Here is a 23,076-nt window from a genome sequence, read left to right as displayed (position 1 = left end):
CTTACGACTTGGCCGGCATATCACTGGCATGTTTTTGTACGTATTGTGTCAGTACGCGTAACTGCTCCTGAGTCAGGGAAGTGCGCGGTGCCATGCCTTTAATCACACCAATCCACTGGTTGGCATTAAAACGGTCCAGAGCGGTCAGTCCGTGGCAACCCGTACAGTTGGCTGACATCATATCAGCGGAGTAGCGCCAAATTTTTTGTTGATCGTCCACCAGTTGTTTTTTCGGTAACCAAACCTGCAATGCCACTTTGTGCCAGATCAGATCGGTTTCTGCATCGGTTTGGGTTGACAGGGTTTTCAACGCTTTCTGTGCATCTTCACCCAGCAACACACTCAGAATACGTTTGCCTTGGGCGGCATAGAACACTTCAGCCACGCCATCTTGTTGCCAACCATTCACATCGACCAGTACCTGATCACCTTGCTGCTTAACCACGTGAACCTCGGTGGATGGCATCAAATTACCGGCGTTGTGGCTGTCACCCGCTTTCATAAAGAATGGCTCGGTGGCAATGGTATAAAGGGTGGTCGCATTCGGTGGTGTTTGAGCAGCGGCGGTAGCCAGTTCGGCGGCACCGGCCTGGGTCAGTTCACTCATATCGGGCAGAATGTGAGCAACACCTTTATGGCAGTCGATGCAGGTTTCACCGTTTTTGATGGCAACGGGGTGCTGAATTCGTGCTTCAGCACTTTGTGCAGTGATATCCATCGCATCAAAACTGTGGCATGAGCGGCAAGTCGCGGAGTCACTCTCTTTAAGGGCTTTCCACACTGATTGCGCCATCGCCAGTTTATGGGCCTCATACTTCTCTGGCGTGCTGATGGTGCCAGCCATTTCACCATAAATGTCTTTGACTGCGCGGATTTTGGTCCATAAGTAATCCAGTGGCTCATGCGGAACGTGACAATCGGCACATTCGGCACGGATCCCTTTGGGATTTTGGAAGTGGATGCTGCCCTGATATTCAGCTAATGGTTGTTGCATGGTATGGCAGGAAACGCAGAAAGCTGTGTCACTGGTTTTATGGAAAACGGTGGCAGTTCCAGCCAACAAAGCGGCACCGAGGATGATGCCTATCAGCAGTAGCCATAGCCATCCCCATCGACGTCGCTTACCGAATTCAGTCTGTTTTTTGCTCATATTGCATCCTTGTTATATCTCTAATAATTTTTATAGAAAGAAGATTGGTGTAGGTTGGACAAGACGGTACTTTGTCCATAATTAAAGTATGTTTATTGTAAGTGGATTATTCGCTGAAAACTAACTAGATAGAGGTATTTGGCAAGATTAGTTCAAAATTGCTGAATATAAATGCCATGAGTGCTCATTTTTCTACCAACCATTGTCAATAACGTGATGAAATGGTTGGTTATATACTTATTTACATAACGCTATTTTTTTAGTGTGATGAGCGATAAAATTGCGTTGTTAACCATAAATGAATGGCATTGGCACTGGCCTCAAAGTGGGGCTCCGGTAGCTTGGCCGGATCGCACCAAATCCATTGTTCGCATTTCTCCGGCTCTTTGTTTTCCACCTCACCGCCGGAATATTTAGCCAGTAAACACACTGAAACCGTATGCTTGCCCTCCGCCTGCCAAGTCGCAATATTATTCGTCAGGGCAATGACCTGCGGTTGCTGAATGAGTAACCCGGTTTCTTCAGCCACTTCACGTACGGCACATTGTTCAAAGGATTCCCCGGCCTCCAGATGTCCACCAGGAATTGACCAGTAAGGCGCGTGCTTACCGCAGCGTTTCCCCAAGAGTATCAGCCCTTGTGCGTTAACCATGATTACACCGACACCGACTACCACAGACATATTTTCTCTCCATCAGCAATTCGTCAGCAAAGTATGCCATTTCTACATTTATCCCGTTGAGCAAATGGAGCGTTAAACTAGAAATGTGCGGAACATCAAAAATCCATAACGACGGAATGAAGAAAACTTGCATAAACCCCAATGTGCAAACACACTGATTGAAACGTTTCAGCGTTATCTGACTCACCAAGTGATAAAGGGTAACGCTCCTTTTTCTCATAGTAGCTGAACGATTCAATTTCGGCAGGAGAGGAGACTTATGTTCCAGTTGTCACTGAAGAATATCCATCTGGCTGCTCAGGCAACCGAAAAAAACGACGCTATCAGGCAAGTCGCCGCCGCACTGACCGAAGCCGGTTGTGTGGATGCCGCCTATGTTGATGGCATGCTGCAACGAGAACTGCAAACCTCGACTTATTTAGGTAATGGCATTGCGATTCCTCATGGTACGACTGATACCCGCGATCTGGTGCGTAATACCGGTGTGCAGGTGTTTCAGTGCCCGCAAGGCATTGCCTGGGGCGAAGATCAAACCGCTTACATCGTGATTGGTATCGCCGCCCGTTCGGATGAGCATTTGGCGCTGCTGCGCCAGTTGACGCACGTTTTGAGCGATGATGCAGTTGCAGCACAACTAGCGAAAACCACATCGGCGGAAGAGTTACGTAGCTTGTTGATGGGTGAGAAAAAAACGGCGGAGTTCCATTTCGATACTTCACTAATTACCCTCGACGTAGCCGCTGACAGCCTGATGACCCTGCAAGCGCTAAACGCAGGCCGTCTGCAACAAATTGGTGCTGTGGATGCGGGCTTCGTCAGCGAAGTGATTACCCGCACGCCATTAAACCTGGGGCAGGGCATCTGGCTTAGTGACAGCCGCGCAGGCAATTTGCTCAGCGCGGTGACGCTCAGCCGTCCGGTCGCTCCTTTTGAGCATAACGGCGATAAAGTTGCCCTGTTGCTGACGGTGTCGATGGCGGATCAGCAACCGCTGATGGTGCTGAACTATTTAAGCCATTTACTGTTGGCAAAAAAAGCTGACGCTTTGCTGAACGCTGATGCGGCCACCGTGCTGGCATTGCTGACCAGCGAATATGTAGAGCAGAGTCAGGCACTCAGTGCAGAATTTGTTATTCGTAATGAGCACGGGCTGCACGCGCGCCCAGGTACGATATTAGTTAATACAATCAAACAGTTTACCAGTGAAATTACTGTGACCAATTTGGACGGCACCGGTAAACCAGCAAATGGACGCAGTCTGATGAAAGTAGTGGCACTTGGTGTTAAAAAAGGGAACCGCCTACGCTTTACCGCTAACGGTGAAGATGCGCAGACAGCATTGGATGCGATTGGTGCAGCTATCACCGCAGGTTTAGGGGAGGGCGCAGCATGAGCAGAAGAGTCGCTACTATTACCCTGAACCCGGCTTACGATCTGGTTGGGTTCTGCCCAGAAATTGAACGCGGTGAAGTGAATCTGGTGAAAACCGCCGGTCTGCACGCTGCCGGTAAAGGCATTAATGTCGCTAAGGTTCTAAAAGATCTGGGTATCGATGTCACTGTCGGCGGGTTCCTGGGTAAAGATAATCAGGACGGTTTCCAGCATTTATTCAGCAATCTGGGCATCGCCAACCGTTTTCAGGTCGTGCCGGGTCGTACCCGAATTAACGTCAAACTGACAGAAAAAGACGGTGAAGTGACGGATTTCAACTTCTCCGGTTTTGATGTCAGCAAGCAGGATTGGGATCGTTTCGTGACCGACTCCCTGAGCTGGCTAGGCCAGTTCGATATGGTTGCCGTCAGCGGTAGTTTGCCTTCTGGCGTCGATCCAGATGATTTTACCGATTGGATGAAACGCCTGCGTAGCCAGTGCCCGTGCATTATTTTCGACAGTAGTCGTGAAGCGCTGGTTGCTGGTCTGAAAGCATCGCCGTGGTTGGTTAAACCCAACCGTCGTGAGCTGGAAATTTGGGCTGGCCGTCCATTGCCAGCCTTATCTGATGTGGTGGAAGCCGCTCATGCATTACGGGATCAGGGCATTGCCCACGTAGTGATTTCGTTGGGTGCTGAGGGGGCGCTATGGGTTAACGCTTCCGGTGCCTGGTTGGCTAAACCACCGGCTTGTGAAGTTGTCAGTACCGTTGGTGCCGGTGACTCGATGGTTGGTGGTTTGATTTATGGCCTGCTGATGCGCGAATCCAGTGAACATACGCTGCGATTGGCAACGGCAGTGGCTGCTTTGGCTGTCAGCCAGAGCAACGTTGGTGTTACCGATCGTCCGCAACTGGCCGCCATGATGGCCAGGGTGGATCTAAAACCTTTTAATTGATCTTCGGAGGCGAAATGAAAACGCTACTGATAATAGACAGCGCACGGGGAACGGCCAGTGGACATCTGGCAACCTTAATGCTGGGTGCAGCGGCGGCCAAGGCCGGGCTGACATGGGTTGAAAAAGCGGACGAGGCTGAACTGGTGATAGTCGCCGGTTCCACCGTACCAGCAGACAGCGCGCTGAACGGTAAGAAAGTTTACCTTGGCGATTTGGACAAAGCGGTTCGTGACCCAGATGCGTTCCTGGCCGACGCGGTTGTCAGCGCGCAGCCTTATCAGGCTGCCGTTGCTACACCTGCGGTAACTCACGGGCCAAAACGTATTGTTGCTATTACTGCCTGCCCAACAGGCGTAGCTCACACCTTTATGGCGGCTGAAGCCATTGAAAGTGAAGCAAAAAAACGTGGTTGGTGGGTGAAAGTTGAAACTCGTGGTTCGGTGGGCGCAGGCAACAGTATTACGCCGGAAGAAGTGGCCGCGGCCGATTTGGTCATTGTGGCAGCGGATATTGAAGTGGATCTGGATAAGTTTGCCGGTAAACCGATGTATCGCACTTCCACCGGTCTGGCATTGAAGAAAACCGTGCAGGAGCTGGATAAAGCCTTGGTTGAAGCTGAAGTGTACCAGCCGAAATCCCACGGTGGCGGCGGCGTGAAAAAAACCGAAGGCGGCGGCGCTTATCGCCATCTGCTGACTGGCGTTTCTTACATGTTGCCGATGGTGGTGGCTGGCGGTCTGTGTATTGCGTTGTCATTTGTCTTCGGTATCAAAGCCTTTGAAGAGAAAGGTACTTTGGCCGCAGCGCTGATGCAAATCGGTGGTGGTTCAGCCTTCGCACTGATGGTGCCTGTATTAGCCGGTTTTATTGCCTTCTCCATTGCCGACCGCCCAGGTTTAACCCCTGGTTTGATCGGCGGGATGCTGGCAGTCAGCACGGGTGCCGGTTTCCTCGGTGGGATCATTGCGGGTTTCCTTGCCGGTTATGTTGCTAAAGCGATCAGCACCAAACTGCGTTTGCCGCAGAGTATGGAAGCGCTTAAACCGATATTGATCATTCCGCTGGTGGCCAGCTTGATTGTCGGTTTGGTGATGATTTACGTGGTCGGTACGCCGGTGGCGAAAATCATGGAAGGTCTGACTCACTGGCTGCAAGCTATGGGTACGGCGAATGCGGTACTGCTGGGTGCTATTCTGGGTGCCATGATGTGTACCGATATGGGCGGCCCGGTGAACAAAGCGGCCTATGCTTTTGGCGTGGCATTGCTGAGTTCTGCGGTTTATGCACCTATGGCGGCGATTATGGCGGCAGGTATGGTGCCACCGCTAGCGATGGGGCTGGCGACGCTGCTGGCACGGCATAAATTCGACAAAGGTGAGCAAGAAGGCGGTAAAGCGGCGTTGGTTCTGGGTCTGTGCTTTATCTCTGAAGGGGCGATTCCGTTCGCCGCACGTGACCCAATGCGCGTATTGCCTTGCTGTATCGCCGGTGGTGCATTAACGGGGGCGCTATCTATGGCGTTCGGTGCCAAATTGATGGCACCACACGGCGGCCTGTTTGTGTTGCTGATTCCTGGTGCTATTCATCCAGTGTTGCTGTATCTGGTGGCGATTGCTGCCGGTACTCTGTTGGCCGGGGTGCTGTACGCATTCCTAAAACGTGCGGATGCGCCCGTTGCCAAAGCAGTGTAACTACTCTGTTTGAGCCAAAAAAAACCGGAGTGCAGACTCCGGTTTTTTTATCCCGTGCGCCTTGTATCCCCGACCTTCAGGGCTGGGAGGATGTCAAGGATGATAACGCGTGTTCCGCGCCACTTTTAGCCTTTAGCTTGAGATTTCAGCCAAGCAATCTCTTCCGGCCAAATATCAGGATTGACGGTTTCCAGAATTAACGGAATATTGTCAAAACGTGGATCGCGCATAATGTAGCTGAACACGGTTTTACCGATATTTCCCTCGCCAAGACTATGATGGCGATCGACCCGGCTATTGAATTCGCTCTTGGCGTCATTCAGATGCATTCCACGCAAATATTCAAAACCGACAATTTCGCCTAAGGCGGCAAAAGTACGCTCACAGTCGTCTTCGGTTCGCAGGTCATAACCGGCAGCAAAAGCGTGGCAAGTATCGATACATACGCCTACCCGACTTTTATCTTCCACCCCATTGATAATGGCTGCCAAATGTTCGAACTTGAAGCCCAGGTTGCTACCTTGCCCGGCGGTATTTTCAATAACGGCGGTCACGCCCTGAGTGGCATCCAGCGCGATATTGATCGATTCGGCAATCCGAGCCAGACAGCGTTCTTCATCGATTTGCAGTAAATGGCTACCTGGGTGGAAGTTGAGTAAGGTCAATCCCAGTTGCTGACAGCGCGTCAGCTCGTCAATAAAGGCTTCGCGAGATTTATCCAGCGCCTCCCTCACCGGATGGCCCAAATTAATCAGATAACTATCATGAGGCAAAATATGTGCTGCGTTGTAGTTAAGCTCAGCGCAGGCTCGTTTGAATTTTTCAATAACATCTTCTGCCAACGGGGCAGCACGCCATTGGCGCTGATTCTTGGTAAATAATGCAAAGGCGGTTGCGCCGATTTCGTTCGCCCGAATAACGGCTTGATCTACGCCGCCTGCCGCGCTGACATGTGCACCGACAAATTTCATTCAATTCTCCTTTAATATCACGCTCATTATGGCATTGATAACGATCGGATTGAATGACTGACGGCGGATTACACCTGAGGGAACGAAAAACCCTCTACCGATGGGCAGCAGAGGGCAGATTACGTCGGTTGGCGGACATTAGCCAATCCAGTGTTGAACCAGCATATTAATAGTGCCACCGCCGACAATCAGCCAGATAAACAGTAATAAAGCCAGCAACAACGGTTTTACCCCGGCTTGACGGATAGAACCTATATGGGTTGTCAGACCTAATGCCGCCATCGCCATCGCCAGCAAGATGGTATCCAGCGTAATCAGATGGTTCACCACTGGCTCAGGTAATAAATGCAAAGAGTTAAACCCGGCCATCGCAATAAAGATCACGGCGAACCAAGGAATAGTGATAGCACTTTTCTGATTTTGAGCTGAAGGATGGCGGTTATGGCTAAGATAACCCGATAACACCAGCAGGAAAGGAGCTAACATCATGACCCGAATCATTTTGGTAATGACCGCTGCATTTTCCGCTTCTGAGCCGATCGCATGACCCGCAGCGACCACTTGAGCAACTTCATGGATAGTTGAACCGGCAAAGATACCAAAGGTTTCCTGAGTGAAAGGAAGCCATTGGTAGTGCAGATTCAGCTGATAAAACCACGGGTAAACAAAGATACACAAAGTACCGAAAATCACTACAGTCGCCACGGCTACGGCAACTTTGCTGGCATCGGCTTTCAAGACCGGCTCCGTGGCCATCACGGCGGCGGCTCCGCAAATGCTACTACCGGCACCGATTAACATCACGGTTTGTCGATCCAGACCAAAGACTTTTCTGCCCAGCCAGCAAGCCAGTAAAAAGGTTGAACTGAGTGTCAGCAGGTCAATCAACATCCCGGTGGCACCCACGTCAGCGACCTGCTGGAACGTCAGGCGAAAGCCGTACAAAATAATACCCAAGCGTAATAGTTGCTGTTTTGCCAGCAGTACGCCAGCGGAGCAAGGAGTTTGTAACCAGGGATACAGGGTATTACCCAGCAAAATACCGAACAATATGGCTAACGTGAGTGCCCCGAGACCCAAATTGACAAACCACGGCATATTCCCGACATGAATCGCTACCGCAGTCAGTATGCCGGTCAAAACTAATCCGGGGATAAAGCGCGTCAGTGAAATCGGTTGCCGTTGCCGTTCTCTCATTGGGTGAGTTACCATCGTTATCTCCTAACTTCCTGTCAATACGGTGATAGCTTACAGGGCGCAGGTAAATTGGTTAAATTGATTATATGGTTATAACTTATTTGTATAAGTGGTAAGTGGTATCGACAGGGCAGTGAAAATAGCGCTTTGTTCGTCAAAGGAATAACGCGGGTATACTGGTTTGATAAATCAGGTGCCAAAGGAGCAACATGAAAAATACAAAACATGAAAAATCCTTGCTGATTATTATGCTGTCTACCGCTGTTGTGTATTCTATGGCACCACCGACACTGCTCGCCTATTTCTTCCAATTGTATAATCTGAATCCTTTTTCCATCGCCAACATGCCGCACTTCAATCCTTTTCACTCCGACCGTGGTATCCCGCTGAAGGAAACCTTTAGCTACCTTCTCGTGCTTTGGTTATTGCTCAATGGGATACTTGCCTTGCTCTGCACTTTTTTTTATTGGCTATTCATAGCGTCTCATGACAAATAACCACTCTTTTTACGGAGGATTACCTGGGTTTTCCTGCGCTTTTCGGCAAAGATGTTAACCTTAAAACGGTATTTTCTGTGGGAGGTCATTACCCTTTTATCCGTAGCCCACATCATCGGATATTTTCGTTTTCGGCACGCAAACATTGGCAAAGCAACGCTACCGGTTTTTATTACAATAAAAGTCTCAGAGAGAGCATTATGCATATCACCTTGCGTCAGCTTGAAGTCTTCACTGAAGTATTGAAAAGCGGATCAACGACTCAAGCCTCGGTTATTTTGTCATTGTCCCAGTCTGCGGTTAGCGCGGCATTGGCCGATTTGGAAGGTCAACTTGGGGTGCAGTTATTTGATCGTGTGGGAAAACGTTTGGTAGTCAATGAACATGGCCGCCTGCTTTATCCTAAGGCGTTGGCATTATTGGAACAGTCTTCGGAGATTGAACAGCTTTTTCGGCAAGACATGGGTGCATTGCGTATTGCCGCCAGCAGTACCATTGGCAATTATATGTTGCCCGGTATGATAGCGCGCTATCGTAGTGATTTCCCTACGACACCGTTGGAATTGAATATTGGTAATACGCAGGATGTTACCGCGGAAGTGGCAGATTTTCGCGTCGATCTTGGGCTGATTGAAGGGCCTTGCCATATGCCGGATCTGATCACTCGTCCTTGGCTTAGCGATGAGCTGGTGGTTTTTGCCGCCCCGGATAATCCGTTATGTCACCGGCCGGTGACGCTGGAAGAGCTGGCTCACGCGCCGTGGATCTTGCGTGAGCGAGGATCGGGTACGCGCGAAGTGTTGGATCATCTTCTGCTGACCCATTTACCCCATTTTACGCTGTTGATGGAATTGGGTAACTCGGAGGCAATTAAGCATGCGGTGCGTTACGGTATGGGCATCAGTTGCCTGTCCCGGCGGGTGATTGCTGAGCAATTATCCAGCGGCAGTCTGGTGGAAATTCAACAACCGTTACCACCGCTGGTGCGCACTTTGTATGTGATCCATCACCGTCAAAAACACCTGTCAAAGGTGCTGCAACGCTTCCTCGGCTATTGTACCGAAGTGGATTAATCGGCATTCCTATTGACGTAGTCTCAGGTTTTATACTGTTATGCTGCTGTTTTGCTCGTCAAAGTGGTCATTTTCATTAGGATTTTACTAATAATAGGGTAGAGATCATGAAGGTATCTTATATCTGTGCATTCAGACTACCCATGGTGGCGGGATTTGTTACAATCCCGCCTCGATTTTTTTAGAGCAGATTTAGGGCAGATTAGAGAACAATGGCTCATACAGAAAATAAAATCCCGGTGCAGCATGGTGCACAGAGATTGCGCCGGGAGTTGAAGTCGCGGCACTTAGCCATGATCGCCATCGGTGGCTCTATTGGTACCGGCCTGTTTGTCGCCTCGGGCGCAACAGTTTCGCAAGCAGGGCCAGGGGGCGCATTGCTCTCGTACGCGCTTATTGGTTTGATGGTTTACTTCCTGATGACCAGCTTGGGTGAATTAGCCGCGTTTATGCCGGTTTCAGGTTCATTTTCCACCTACGGTTCCAAGTACGTAGAAGAGGGCTTCGGCTTTGCGCTGGGTTGGAACTATTGGTACAACTGGGCCGTGACTATCGCGGTTGACCTGGTGGCAGCACAGTTGGTGATGAATTATTGGTTCCCGGAAACGCCCGGCTGGATCTGGAGTGCGTTATTCCTCGGCTTAATGTTCTTGCTGAACTATATTTCGGTTAAAGGTTTTGGCGAAGCGGAATACTGGTTCTCGCTGATCAAAGTCACCACCGTTATCGTGTTTATCATCATCGGCGTACTGATGATTATGGGCATCATGAAAGGTGGTGAAAGCGCCGGTTGGCACAATTGGGCTATCGGTGACGCGCCCTTTGCCGGTGGCTTCTCAGCGATGATCGGTGTGGCGATGATCGTCGGTTTCTCCTTCCAGGGGACAGAACTGATTGGTATTGCTGCCGGGGAATCAAAAGACCCGGGCAAGAATATCCCGCGCGCTATTCGCAAGGTATTCTGGCGTATTCTGTTGTTCTATATTTTGGCGATTCTGATTATCAGCCTGATCATTCCTTATACCGATCCGAACTTATTGCGTAACGATGTGAAAGACATCAGCGTCAGCCCGTTCACGTTGGTATTCCAGAATGCAGGTTTGCTGTCAGCGGCGGCGATAATGAATGCGGTTATTCTGACCGCGGTATTATCTGCGGGTAACTCCGGTATGTACGCCTCGACGCGAATGTTGTTTACTCTGGCATCCGAAGGTAAGGCTCCGCGTATTTTTGCCAAACTGTCCAAAGGCGGTGTGCCGCGTAACGCGCTGTATGCCACCACCGTGGTTGCGGGTCTGTGCTTCCTCAGCTCGATGTACGGCAACCAGACGGTTTACCTGTGGCTACTCAATACTTCCGGTATGACCGGCTTTATCGCCTGGTTAGGGATTGCCATCAGTCACTATCGCTTCCGTCGTGGTTATATCAAGCAAGGGCGTGATTTGAATGATTTGCCGTACCAGTCCGGATTCTTCCCGCTGGGGCCGATTTTTGCCTTTGTATTATGTTTGATTATCACGCTGGGTCAGAACTATCAGGCATTTCTGCAAGACCGAATTGATTGGTACGCTGTAACGGCGACTTATATCGGGCTGCCGCTATTCCTGATTATCTGGCTTGGTTATAAGCTGAGTCGTGGTACCAAAGTCGTCAAGTATGACGAAATGCAATTCCCGAAATGGAAAGATGAAGACTAAGTTGTTTTGATTCCGCGCGAATATGCCGGTTTTAAATCCAGTGAGTGTAAAAAAGGGCGATTATTTAATCGCCCTTTTTTAATGAGAAAAATTCATACCTTATTTTTTTTGTGAAATCTAAGGTGAAAACTTTGCCTACATGGGTCAGGTCTGTTTATTCAATCGAATGAAAATGAAACGCATTAGTTAAATTATATTAACAATTGTGGTTTTACAAAAGATTACATTCAACAACCTTTAGTAATCTTATTGATAAGTATTATCGTTTGTTTTATTGTTAGCGCCATCTTATAAAGACGATCAAGGATATCTGCGTGAAATCTGTATCACGGAAAATGGCTAAAGGTTTAAGTATCAGTCTTTTGATGGGCTGCACATTCATGGCGAGTTTTAGCGCTTGGGCTGAAAATATCACTGATATGGCCGGTCGCTCGGTAGCTATACCGGCTAAAGTTGAGCGTATCCTGTTGGGTGAAGGCCGCTTATTCTACGCAGTCTCATTGCTGGAAGGCCAAAAACCGTTCGACCGTATCGTCGGTTGGCAAGGGGACTTCCGCAAATTGGATACCCAGACTTACGCCGTCTATAAAGCCAAATTCCCGCAGGTTGATAATATCCCATTGATCGGCAATACCACCGCCGACAGTATTAGCCCTGAAAAAGTACTGACGCTAAACCCGGATATCGCTATTTTTGGTCTGTCTGGTCACGGCCCCGGTAAAAACAGCGAGTTGGTTAAACAATTGGAAAAAGCCGGTGTTCCAGTGGTGTTTGTTGACTTCCGCACTTCTCCGCTGAAAAACACCCTGCCAAGTATGCGTGTGTTGGGCAAAGTGTTGCATCGCGAACAGCAAGCCAATGACTACATTAAATTCTATGAAGATAATGTGCGTAAAGTGACCGAGATAACCAGCAAGATTCCAGCAGATAAAAAACCGAGCGTATTTATCGAACTGCGCGCTGGGGCAATGGAAGAATGCTGCGGTACTGCCGGTAAAGGTAATATGGGTGACTTTATCGATCAGGCTGGCGGCAATAATATGGCCAAAAACCTGCTGCCGGGCGCTTTAGGCACGGTAAATCTGGAAAAAGTATTATCGGCTAATCCGGATATCTATATTGCTAGCGGCGGTAAGGCTCCTGACAATAATGCACCTGGCGTTTCTTTAGGTGCACAAGTGACCAAAGCACAGGCGCAGTCCAGCCTGCAAACCATTCTTGACCGTAAAGGAATTAATACCTTAAGCGCGGTAAAAAATGGGCGCAGCTACGGTATTTGGCATAACTTCTACAACTCTCCTTATAACGTTTTAGCGATTCAGATTTTTGCTAAATGGTTCTATCCAGAGCAGTTTGCCGACCTCGATCCTAATAAAACCATGAATAGCTTATATTCTCAGTTCCTGGCCATTGAGCCAACCGGAACCTATTGGGTTGATTCAACGAAATAGTCTGTAACAGGTAACTGAAACAATGAGTGTAATTGCGGAATCCGTACCAAAAGTGAAGAGTCAGACTGATACCAGCGTCATGGGGCGCTATCAAAATATAGTGCGCCATCGATTATTGATTCTGGCGGTATTGGCGTTGGCTATCCTTGGCTGTTTGCTGCTGGATTTCACCATGGGACCTTCCGGATTATCACTCTCGTCGTTGTGGCAGACGTTGATCGACCCTGCCAGCGCTGATGCTGGCACGCGGGTTATCGTGTGGGATATTCGGCTGCCCTATGCCTTAATGGCCGTAGTTATCGGCTTGTCCCTCGGCCTGGCAGGGGCTGAGATGCAGACAATTCTCAATAATCCGCTGGCTAGCCCCTTTACACTGGGCGTGTCTTCGGCCGCGGCCTTTGGTGCTGCATTGGCGATTGTGTCCGGCATCGGTATTCCCGGCGTCCCTGACCAATGGTTTATTTCGGTAAATGCCTTTATCTTTGCTCTGTTTGCCGCACTGATGCTGGACGGTATTACCCGCTGGACGCGGGTGGCGACCTCGGGCGTGGTGTTGTTTGGTATCGCGCTGGTGTTTACCTTTAATGCGCTGGTTTCCATGATGCAGTTCATCGCCAGTGAAGACACGTTGCAAGGCCTGGTGTTCTGGACAATGGGCAGTTTGGCACGGGCTTCCTGGACCAAACTGGGTATTATGCTCGGCGTCTTTGTTTTGATGCTGCCGCTTTCCATGATGAACTCGTGGAAGTTGACCGCACTGCGTTTAGGTGAGGATCGGGCCGTCAGTTTCGGTATTGATGTACGCCGTCTGCGTTTGGGCACCTTGTTACGCATCAGTATGCTGTCTGCGCTGGCGGTGGCTTTTGTCGGTCCGATTGGTTTTATCGGCTTGGTTGCTCCGCACATTGCCCGCATGATTTTTGGTGAAGATCATCGTTTCTATCTGCCAGCGAGTGCTCTTATTGGTGCGTTGGTATTGTCAATGGCGTCAGTTGCTTCGAAAAACCTGATTCCTGGCGTCATTATTCCGGTAGGTATCGTGACCTCGCTGGTGGGCGTTCCCTTCTTCCTGAGTATTATTCTGCGCCATCGGGGGAATGTATGAATTCAGGTCTGCGTATTGAATCTTTTAATGCGGGTTACCCAAAGCGTCCGGTTATCCAGAATTTAAATGTTTCGCTGCTGCCTCGTGGCAAGATTACCGTGTTGCTAGGGCCAAATGGTAGCGGTAAATCCACCTTGCTACGCGCTTTAGCTGGGTTAAACCGTGCGGAAGGGCAACTGTGGTTGGACGGCAATAATCTGATGCAAATGCCGTTTTCCCAACGTGCTGAGCAGGTGGTTTATTTACCGCAATCGCTACCGGCTGGTGTGCATTTACATGTGCTGGAATCGATTATTGTCGCTCAACGGGCATCCGGTGGTCGTAGCAATGCCAGCAGTGAAGCTGAAGTGATGATGTTGCTGGAGCAATTGGGTATTTCCCATTTGGCATTAAGTTATCTGGATCAACTCTCTGGTGGACAAAAACAATTGGTAGGATTGGCGCAATCGCTGATTCGTCAACCCTCTCTGCTATTGTTGGATGAGCCATTGAGTGCGTTGGATCTTAACTACCAATTCCACGTGATGGATCTGGTGCGGCAGGAAACCCAGCAACGCAACATTATTACCGTAGTGGTCGTTCACGATATTAATATCGCATTGCGCCACGGTGATCACGTTTTGATGCTGCAAAATGGTAATTTGATTGCTGATGGTCTGCCGGAAGACGTCATCACGCCGGCTAGTCTGGCTAAAGTCTACGGTGTTAAAGGGCGAATTGAGCGTTGTTCTCAGGGAACGCCACAAGTATTAATTGATGGGTTGGTCACTGAGCCGACAATCTAATTTAAAATTCAGGCCGCCGTATTTATATATTCCAGATAAATATGGTGGTTTATTAAGTTATATCCTCGATGTTATTCCAATAATAATTTTAAGCATAAATTCCGGAAAGTAATCTTTCTGTTTTAGTGAGTAATCACTCTAAATACATAAAAATATTTAATAATTTAAATGCCTGATGGAGAATGGTAATGGCAGTCTTTAGTAAAACAAAAACAGCGGTATTAATTACTGCGGCGATATTTTCTGCCCAATCGCTAGCAGAAACAAAGAATATCGTTCCCGCAGATACCATGGTCGTCACTGCAACTGGTTTTCAACAACGTATTCAGGATTCTGCGGCATCTATTTCAGTAGTAACTCGCCAGCAAATCGAAAATAAGGCTTATCGTGATGTTACTGATGCGCTGAAAGATGTCCCCGGTGTTGTGGTCACTGGTGGTGGTAGTAAAAGCGACATTAGTATTCGTGGAATGGCAGCCAAATATACCCTGATTCTGGTTAACGGTAAGCGTGTGGATACCCGCAGTACGCGGCCGAACAGCGATGGCTCAGGTATTGAACAGGGTTGGTTGCCACCTTTGGCTGCCATTGAACGCATCGAAGTGGTGCGTGGGCCGATGTCTTCACTGTACGGTTCCGATGCGATGGGCGGGGTGATTAACATCATCACCCGCAAAGTCGGCAAAGCGTGGGCTGGTTCGCTGCGTGCCGATACAACTTTGCAGGAAGACTCTAAATCCGGTGATATGCTCCAGACTAACGCCTATGCTTCCGGTCCGTTAATCGACGGTTTATTGGGATTAAAAGTCAGCGGCCTGCTTTCGCATCGTAGTGAAGATAAAATCGTTAATGGTTATAACGAACAGAGAATGCGTAACGGTGCAGCGACATTGACGTTAACACCCGACGATAACAACGAATTTGATTTTGAACTTGGCCATTACGTGCAGGATCGCAATGCTACACCGGGTTATTCCATTAAGGAAATGGATAAAAATAGCGATGTTCAATACGATCGTAATAACTACTCCATTACCCACAATGGTTATTATGATTTTGGTAATTCAACCAGCTATGTGCAGCGTGATGAAACCCGTAATCCATCTCGCAAAATGAAAAGCGTTGATAATGTCTTTAATACTCAGACTTCTTTTTTATTGGATAGTCATACGTTAATTCTGGGCGGACAATATCGTTTTGAAGAATTGTATGATGACAATAATCAACTGAGTAGTGCCAAGGACCTGAATAAGTTAACCCGTTGGAATTGGGCGCTGTTTGCCGAAGATGAATGGCAGATGACCAACGATTTCGCCCTGACCGGCGGCATTCGTATGGATCAGGATCAGAACTACGGTACTCACTGGACACCGCGTTTGTATGGTGTCTGGCATCTGGCAGAGGAGTGGACGTTGAAGGGCGGTGTTTCTGCTGGTTATCGCTCACCAGATTTGCGGCAGGCAACAGAAAACTGGGGGCAAATCACCGGGGGACGTGGTGATCCGGCGATCATTTTGGGTAATGCGAACCTGAAACCAGAAACCAGTGTCAGCGAAGAGATTGCCGTGCTTTGGGATAATCAGGCTGATCTGAACGCGGGTGTCACGCTGTTTAACACCGATTTCCGTGACAAAATTACTGAAGTTCGCAAATGTACAGACAGCACCGGTAATGCTTCCGGGCAATGTGTGCATGAAGGTTCCAGCTACAAATATATCAGTGAGCGCATTAACGTTGATGAGGCGACTTTGCGTGGCGTTGAAGCAACCTTTAACTGGGATATCACTGAAGCTTGGACATTGGGTACCAATTATACTTTCACTCAATCTAAGCAAAAAAGTGGCGATTTTGCTGGCAAGCCATTGAACCAAATGCCTAAGCATATGTTGAATGCGACCCTCGACTGGAAAACGACCGAAGATCTGGCTACTTGGATTCGTGCCAACTATCGCGGTAAAACCTCCGAGTATCTGGATCGTACCAGCATTGGCGCGACCACCCCGTCTTATACCTTTGTTGATCTTGGTGCTAACTATCGGCTTACTAAAGATCTGCGCTTAATGGGGGGCGTTTATAACCTGCTGGATAAGCGTGTTGATATCGAAGTGAACAATAAAGTATTGGATGGTCGTCGTTATATGGTTGGCGTCAACTACGACTTCTAATTGCCAGCATGATGGTAACGGTGGTTGGCCGTTGTCCAAACGCTTTAGCCGCATGGTCATCCCCCATGCGGTAGATATCGCTTTAACCATGTTGGCTGCATACTGAACCTATGGCATTTGGGGACAGAGCAGCACTGCTGTAGCGAATAAAAAGTGCTGTACAGGCCAGATAACCAGCGGAAAGTGGCATTTTTCTTCGCAGAGTGAAATAAACTTGTTTCAGACGGTTTTAACATCTTGTTTTTTGCTCTCGGATTAGTGCAGAATACGCGCCAAGAAATAGCCGACGTTTTAATCACTCGTCGGTTATTTTTTTGCATTCGTGTTTTCACAAATCAAGAGGCCGGGCAACGATCCGGATAGATAAATAGGTTCGCGAGCGATTATTCACACTATGAAGTCGCCGTTATGAGGAAAGAAAGATGGGGCAATTGTTCATTTTGGCGTCGGTGCCCACCGGCATGCGCTGCGCACGCAGCGATTATGGGGCAGCAGGTTTTCATTCAACCCGTTATTCCGCTTTTAATACCCCACTTGCGTATCCCAGGCAGATACGAAGTTTCCCCGTCACCTCTCGACTTTGTGGTACCAACACAAATCTGGTCGAAGGTATGGGGAGGCTGAATCATGTCGCATAATTCAACTGTTCAGGTCGGCACCAATCAAACTGGCACCAATAACCGCGTCCAACTCAGAAAAACTCTGACGTTGGTTCAAGTGGTTATGATGGGTCTTGCCTACCTCCAGCCGATGACCATTTTTGATACTTTTGGTATTGTTTCCGGCTTGACCGACGGTCACGTTGCCACCTCCTACGCCATCGCCCTGATTGCGGTGCTGTTCACTGCTATTAGTTATGGCAAGTTGGTGAAGCGCTTCCCGTCTGCGGGTTCGGCTTACACTTATGCACAAAAATCCATTAGCCCACACGTCGGCTTTATGGTGGGCTGGTCATCCTTGCTGGATTACCTGTTCATGCCAATGATTAATATTCTATTGGCAAAAATTTACCTGGAAGCCATTTTTCCTGGTGTACCGTCGTGGATCTTTGTCGGTGCGCTCGTCACCCTAATGACCTTGTTCAACCTGCGTGGTATTAACGTGGTTGCTAACCTGAATTCAGTTATTGTTGTTGTGCAGGTAGCAATTATGGTGGTCTTCGTCGGACTATTGGTTCACGGCGTTTATCAGGGGGAAGGAGCGGGTACTTTAGTCAGCACCAAGCCATTCTATTCAGAGAACGCCTATTTGGTGCCAATGATAACCGGTGCGACGATACTCTGTTTCTCATTCCTTGGGTTTGACGGTATCAGCTCATTGTCTGAAGAAACACCGGATGCGGGTAAAGTGATCCCGAAAGCCATCTTCCTGACGGCATTAATCGGCGGCATCATCTTTATCGCTGTGTCTTACTTTTTGCAGTTGTATTTCCCAGACATTTCGCGCTTCACCGATCCTGATGCATCGCAGCCGGAAATCATGCTGTTTGTGGCGGGCAAGTTCTTCCAGTCAGTGATTCTGTGCTTCTCATGCGTCACGGTACTGGCTTCAGGAATGGCAGCACACGCTGGGGTTTCTCGTCTGCTGTACGTGATGGGCCGTGATGGCGTATTCCCGGAGAAAGTGTTCGGTTACGTACATCCTAAATGGCGTACACCGGCAATTAACGTACTGTTGGTTGGTGGCGTGGCGTTGTCTGCAGTTTCCTTCGATTTGGTAACAGCAACGGCGTTGATTAACTTTGGTGCGTTGGTCGCCTTTACCTTCGTTAATTTATCGGTTATTTCCCAGTTCTATATTCGGGAGCGTCTGAACCGTAGCTTGAAGGATCATATCAATTATTTGGTTCTGCCAGTGATTGGTGCCGGTACGGTTGGCGTGCTGTGGATGAATCTGGAAAGCAGCTCAATGACCTTAGGTCTGGTTTGGGGTTCTATTGGTTTGGCGTATATGCTGTGGAAAACCCGTGTTTTCCGTCAGGCGTTACCGCAGTTCAATGAAGAGCCGGCACAATAATAAACACGCGATTGATTTGTGATGAAAAACGGAGCTGATTAGCTCCGTTTTTTTATGCGAGAAGTGACGTTAACTGACCAATTCGCGAGCATAATCATACAGATCTTTCAGCAGTGCCAACTTCTCTTTGTCGCTTTCATAAAGATTATAGAATTGTTCCAGTTGCTGAACATATTCCTGCACCCGTTCTGGACTCAGCATTTCGCGACGATGATTTTGCCAACGCCGTTGCTCGCTATCATCCAGTGTATTGGGGTAGTTTCTGGCGCGGAAGCGGAACAGTAGCTCTGTCAAACGAGGATCCTGAAAACTCAGATCCAGCGCTGGTAGATTTTGCGGAGCCGTTTGCTGAATAATTTTCATGGTCGCCCGATCGGCATCACCAAAGAAGCCATCATATAGCTGAGCATCAACATCGCTGGAGGCTGCAAAAGGCGGCGATTCGGCAAATAGCGTGACAACCTTTTCCCTTATCTGCGGATTTTGACGCAATACTTGCAAATTTTGCAGACAACGTTGGCGATCGATAGCTAAACGTTCGGCATTTTCTGCCAGTAGCGTTTTAGCTGGAGCCAATACCGGACACTTATTAATATGCACCAACTTGATGGGTACTGCCGCCTGATCGGCGCTCAATTTATCCCGTCGGGTATATAAGCGTTCACGCAGCGTTTCAGCATCCAGCTCCAGCAATGGCGAGATATCACCGGCTAAATCGCACATAATGACGGCATTTTTATTCTCAGGATGCCAGGCCAGTGGTGCAACCCAACTGGTATTGCCACGTGCTGCGCCAAACATACCGGAAACGTGTACCAAAGGTGTCATCTCGGCAATATCGATCAATGCGCTGATTTTGTGTTTGCTGCGATGCTGATAGAGGTAATCAAACAGCCGCGGCTGCGCTTGCTTAACCAGTTTGGCCAGAGCAATAGTGGCATGAACGTCAGACATCGCATCATGAGCCTGAAGATGTTCAACACCATTGGCTTTGGTGAGATGCTCCAGTTTAAAACTGGGCAGACCATCGTCGTTTTCCGGCCAGATTATGCCTTCCGGTCGCAGGGCGTAGCAGGCACGCATCACATCCAGCAGATCCCAGCGAGAATTGCCGTTTTGCCAACTGTAGGCGTAAGGGTCGTAGAAGTTACGGTAAAAAATATTACGACTGACTTCATCATCGAAACGGATATTGTTATAGCCCAGAATACAGGTTCCCGCGACGCTAAAAGCTTGATGAATTTGCTGTGAAAATTCGGCTTCATTTATGCCTTTTGCCAATGCGGTTTGCGGAGTAATACCGGTAATCATTACCGCTTCCGGCTGCGGTAAGTAATCGTCTGCTGGCGAACAATACACCACCAAAGGTTCTTCGATGATATTGAAATCCAGATCGGTACGTACTCCAGCAAATTGCGCGGGCCGATCCAATGCCGGATGTTGGCCGAAGGTTTCATAATCATGGACGTAAAACGTCGGTGAGGAAGCGGATTTTGACATGGTGATATTTTAACCTTTATTGACTCTGGCTAATGTGTTTGGGCACATCCGTTGCTGCCGATAACTTTGTGACAAGAATATCATCTTGCTGCTAATTTAACGTCAGTTTTATCATCGATAAAACGGAGTGAATCCCCATGGAAACCTGTTTTTAGTCACTGATAGATGTTGGTAAAGACTGGAACATAATGATATTTATCATTAAAAATCGACGGATTTATTTTGAAATGGAAAGTGTTTTATTATAATGGTTTTATAAACAAGTTATTTAATATCCGTTTACTCTGTGGTTTATACAATAAGAATTATAAAATACTCAATGGAGTTTTAAAACGGTGAAAACGCTTTTATTAACTGGAGCAACAGGCTTTCTTGGTGGTGCAGTATTAGAAAAACTTCTGCTAGAGAATTCAGAGTTTAATTACCTGCTACTTGTTAGGGCAAAGACTCAAGAGCAAGGTGTTGCCAGAGTTAGATATAACCTTGAGAAATTTTATCTTTCCCCACAACTTTTAGATAAAATAACAGAAAATCATATATTACTTGGTGATTTATCCGAGCCGGAAAGTTTTATTTCTGATCCACGCCTTGATTTTGTCACCCATGTTATTAACTGTGCTGCTGTCGCTTCATTTGGTAATAATCCGTTAATCTGGAAGGTCAATGTTGAGGGGACATTGGCTTTTGCAAAAAGAATGGCTCAGGTCAGTGGATTACAGCGTTTTGTTCATGTTGGTACTGCGATGTCCTGTACTCCTGATGCAGGAAGTCTGGTCGATGAGCAGGTATTATTGCCCGATAGTTCAGGGCATTTGGTCGAATACACTAAATCCAAATCAACGATTGAAGGTTTGTTATCACAAGAATGCCCCGATTTACCGTTGGTATTTGCCCGACCTTCTATTGTGGTCGGTCATACGCGTTTAGGTTGCCAGCCTTCGAGCAGTATATTTTGGGTTTTCCGCATGGCGTTGATGATGCGTAAATTTATGTGTGCACTAGATGATCATATTGATGTTATTCCCGTAGATTACTGTGCCGATGCGTTAATTTGTTTACTATTACATCCTTCATTGCCAGATAATATTTACCATATTTCCGCCGGGCAGGAAAATAGTGTCAGTTTTGCTGAAATAGACAATGCCATGTCTCTGGCGGCACAACAAAAGCCTGTAGGTATCAATTATATGCAGGTGGATTATAGTGCGCTGGTGCAAATGCGTAATCAGCTCAAAAATATATTTGGTCCCTGTAATGAACGATTAATGCTTAAAGCCATGCGTTTATACGGTTCTTTTGCCATGCTAAATGTGCGCTTTAATAACACGCGTCTCTTAAATCTGGGAATGGCGAAACCGCCGCGATTTACCGACTATGTCGCGTGCTGCGTTGAGTCTAGCCGGGGATTAACCATTCAAGAACAAATGGCGATCGATTTTAAGTAAAATACGACGATAATTTTACTTAATGCCAACAATGATAATGACTGTCATATTTTATCACGGTTAGCGGAGTGTCAGATGAAGATAACTCCGCTAAACTTACCCCTTTCCCGGTAACTGTGGGTAGTAAGTTGTGCGCCTTGATAAAGCAATAACGCCGCTGGATAACCTGATTTATAGCCACTATCGCATCGCTCATGCATTGCGCATTAGCGTGGCTTTTGTCCTAACCTTTCTGATTCTCCGTTTACTGACTTTTCCTGAAGCCACTTGGGCATTAATTACTCTGGTGGTAGTGATGGGGCCGCTTTCTTATTGGGGGAACGTTTTCTCCCGCGCCATCCAGCGCATTGGTGGAACCTTGTTTGGTGCTGCCTCTGGTCTGGTGGCGCTGTATATACAGCAACACTCCTTCAGCGCCATGTTGGTATGGTGTTTTATTGTGATGTTTATTTGCGGTTATCTCACGCTGGGTAATCGACCTTATATGGCATTGTTGATTGGTGTGACACTGGCATTAGTCTGCGGTTCGGCCTCGGTGGATATGAACACCGCACTTTGGCGGAGCACCGATGTGATTATTGGCTCGGTGTTGGCTTTATTTTTCACCAGTATTTACCCACAGCGCGCTTTTACCCACTGGCGTATGCAACTGAGTGATAGCCTGCATGCCGCCAGTATGCTTTATGCCGCTTATTTATCGCCGAATATCATGGATCGACCACGATTAGACGATAAAATGAAAGTTGAGTTGGCGCGACTAGTTAAAATGCGGACCTATATTGGCTCGGCTACCAAAGAGTCGGGTATCGATAAGGAAGTGTTTAACGCGATTCAAACGCTATACCGTAATCTGGTCTGTACCCTGGAAATGTTGGCCGATACTTATTGGGCTACTAGAGAAAGCCATTTTCTGCTGCTAAATGTTCAAACACTGCGGCATACTCAGTTACTGACAATCCGAACGCTAGATAGTCTGAGTCATTGTCTACGCAGCGGTCAGCCGGAATTTGAACGAAGTGTTGCCAGTGAACTGAGTGAAATTAGCGTGGAGCTGCAAAATCTTATCGATAACGCGGCTAAAAACCAGCAAATGGAAGCGCCTATTTATGGTTATGTGTGGTTAAGTATGGAAATGACGCGCCAATTGAAAGAATTGGGTGATCTTATTCATATGACTATGCGGCGATAGTCGGTTATTTACTGCCAAAAGGGGATGGAATTGTTGTCTGGGCGGTAAAAAAGGTAAGATAAGTCAATGAATCTTGTCTCTGGCTGCTGCTAACCTGTATTGTTAAGGTCATGCGTTGTGACAACATGATGGTT

At 48.0% G+C, this 23,076-nt stretch carries 18 protein-coding genes; 13 read left to right on the top strand and 5 right to left on the bottom strand.

The features are described 5' to 3' along the window. Position 1 precedes the first annotated feature (1 nt). Positions 2-1,150, bottom strand: coding sequence for a NapC/NirT family cytochrome c (locus tag DJ39_RS13625; protein WP_004720904.1), 1,149 nt, complete (start codon positions 1,148-1,150; stop codon positions 2-4). 259 nt (positions 1,151-1,409) lie between these two features. Then, on the bottom strand, positions 1,410-1,832 hold the full coding sequence (locus tag DJ39_RS13620) for a nucleotide triphosphate diphosphatase NUDT15 (protein ID WP_004720902.1): 423 nt from the start codon (positions 1,830-1,832) through the stop codon (positions 1,410-1,412). Positions 1,833-2,091: 259 nt separating this feature from the next. Between DJ39_RS13620 and fruB the strand changes: the two genes are divergently transcribed. From fruB to fruA, 3 genes are read left to right on the top strand one after another with little or no spacing between them, the layout of a single operon-like run. Further along, positions 2,092-3,225, top strand: a complete 1,134-nt coding sequence (fruB, locus tag DJ39_RS13615) for a fused PTS fructose transporter subunit IIA/HPr protein (RefSeq protein WP_004720900.1) — start codon at positions 2,092-2,094, stop codon at positions 3,223-3,225. After that, the gene (gene fruK / locus DJ39_RS13610) at positions 3,222-4,160 is read left to right on the top strand and encodes a 1-phosphofructokinase (protein WP_038244133.1); all 939 of its coding nucleotides are present in this window, start codon (positions 3,222-3,224) and stop codon (positions 4,158-4,160) included. Before fruB ends, fruK begins: the two co-directional genes overlap by 4 nt. A gap of 14 nt (positions 4,161-4,174) precedes the next feature. Next, positions 4,175-5,851, top strand: a complete 1,677-nt coding sequence (fruA, locus tag DJ39_RS13605; protein ID WP_004720896.1) for a PTS fructose transporter subunit IIBC — start codon at positions 4,175-4,177, stop codon at positions 5,849-5,851. A gap of 125 nt (positions 5,852-5,976) precedes the next feature. Here fruA and nfo read toward each other — a convergent pair whose 3' ends face one another. Continuing rightward, the gene (gene nfo / locus DJ39_RS13600) at positions 5,977-6,822 is read right to left on the bottom strand and encodes a deoxyribonuclease IV (RefSeq protein ID WP_004720895.1); all 846 of its coding nucleotides are present in this window, start codon (positions 6,820-6,822) and stop codon (positions 5,977-5,979) included. A 138-nt stretch (positions 6,823-6,960) separates the two neighbouring features. Continuing rightward, positions 6,961-8,034, bottom strand: coding sequence for a YeiH family protein (locus DJ39_RS13595; protein ID WP_038251472.1), 1,074 nt, complete (start codon positions 8,032-8,034; stop codon positions 6,961-6,963). 194 nt (positions 8,035-8,228) lie between these two features. On the opposite strand from DJ39_RS13595, the gene DJ39_RS13590 reads away from it, so the two are divergent. The 8 genes from DJ39_RS13590 to DJ39_RS13550 all read left to right on the top strand — a co-directional run bounded on the left by DJ39_RS13590 (position 8,229) and on the right by DJ39_RS13550 (position 18,808). Beyond that, complete coding sequence (locus DJ39_RS13590) at positions 8,229-8,516, top strand: hypothetical protein (RefSeq protein ID WP_038244127.1); 288 nt, start codon at positions 8,229-8,231, stop codon at positions 8,514-8,516. 200 nt (positions 8,517-8,716) lie between these two features. Further along, the gene (gene yieE, locus DJ39_RS13580) at positions 8,717-9,589 is read left to right on the top strand and encodes a DNA-binding transcriptional regulator YeiE (RefSeq protein ID WP_038244123.1); all 873 of its coding nucleotides are present in this window, start codon (positions 8,717-8,719) and stop codon (positions 9,587-9,589) included. A 212-nt stretch (positions 9,590-9,801) separates the two neighbouring features. Then, positions 9,802-11,286, top strand: coding sequence for an amino acid permease (locus tag DJ39_RS13575; protein ID WP_004720889.1), 1,485 nt, complete (start codon positions 9,802-9,804; stop codon positions 11,284-11,286). Between the two features lie 335 nt (positions 11,287-11,621). Beyond that, positions 11,622-12,737 carry an ABC transporter substrate-binding protein gene (locus tag DJ39_RS13570; RefSeq protein WP_276574056.1) on the top strand — a complete coding sequence of 372 codons (1,116 nt, stop codon included), beginning with the start codon at positions 11,622-11,624 and terminating at the stop codon, positions 12,735-12,737. A gap of 22 nt (positions 12,738-12,759) precedes the next feature. Further along, entirely contained in the window at positions 12,760-13,842 is a 1,083-nt protein-coding gene (locus DJ39_RS13565) for a FecCD family ABC transporter permease (RefSeq protein ID WP_038244116.1), read from the top strand. Continuing rightward, complete coding sequence (locus tag DJ39_RS13560; RefSeq protein WP_038244115.1) at positions 13,839-14,627, top strand: ABC transporter ATP-binding protein; 789 nt, start codon at positions 13,839-13,841, stop codon at positions 14,625-14,627. The genes DJ39_RS13565 and DJ39_RS13560 overlap by 4 nt, the downstream gene beginning before the upstream one ends. A gap of 188 nt (positions 14,628-14,815) precedes the next feature. After that, the gene (locus tag DJ39_RS13555; RefSeq protein WP_461716752.1) at positions 14,816-16,792 is read left to right on the top strand and encodes a ligand-gated channel protein; all 1,977 of its coding nucleotides are present in this window, start codon (positions 14,816-14,818) and stop codon (positions 16,790-16,792) included. Between the two features lie 627 nt (positions 16,793-17,419). Then, positions 17,420-18,808, top strand: coding sequence for an APC family permease (locus DJ39_RS13550; protein WP_004720879.1), 1,389 nt, complete (start codon positions 17,420-17,422; stop codon positions 18,806-18,808). Between the two features lie 69 nt (positions 18,809-18,877). Here DJ39_RS13550 and sbcB read toward each other — a convergent pair whose 3' ends face one another. Beyond that, positions 18,878-20,308, bottom strand: a complete 1,431-nt coding sequence (sbcB, locus tag DJ39_RS13545; RefSeq protein ID WP_004720878.1) for an exodeoxyribonuclease I — start codon at positions 20,306-20,308, stop codon at positions 18,878-18,880. A 335-nt stretch (positions 20,309-20,643) separates the two neighbouring features. Between sbcB and DJ39_RS13540 the strand changes: the two genes are divergently transcribed. Both DJ39_RS13540 and DJ39_RS13535 read left to right on the top strand, forming a co-directional pair. After that, complete coding sequence (locus DJ39_RS13540) at positions 20,644-21,753, top strand: SDR family oxidoreductase (RefSeq protein WP_004720877.1); 1,110 nt, start codon at positions 20,644-20,646, stop codon at positions 21,751-21,753. A 130-nt stretch (positions 21,754-21,883) separates the two neighbouring features. After that, positions 21,884-22,942 carry an FUSC family protein gene (locus tag DJ39_RS13535; RefSeq protein WP_004720876.1) on the top strand — a complete coding sequence of 353 codons (1,059 nt, stop codon included), beginning with the start codon at positions 21,884-21,886 and terminating at the stop codon, positions 22,940-22,942. Positions 22,943-23,076: the final 134 nt, after the last annotated feature.

Source organism: Yersinia ruckeri ATCC 29473 (assembly GCF_000754815.1).
GTDB classification, from domain to species: Bacteria; Pseudomonadota; Gammaproteobacteria; order Enterobacterales; family Enterobacteriaceae; genus Yersinia; species Yersinia ruckeri.
The sequence above is the reverse complement of the archived record's forward strand: the minus strand, read 5'-3'. Positions and strand labels throughout refer to the sequence as shown.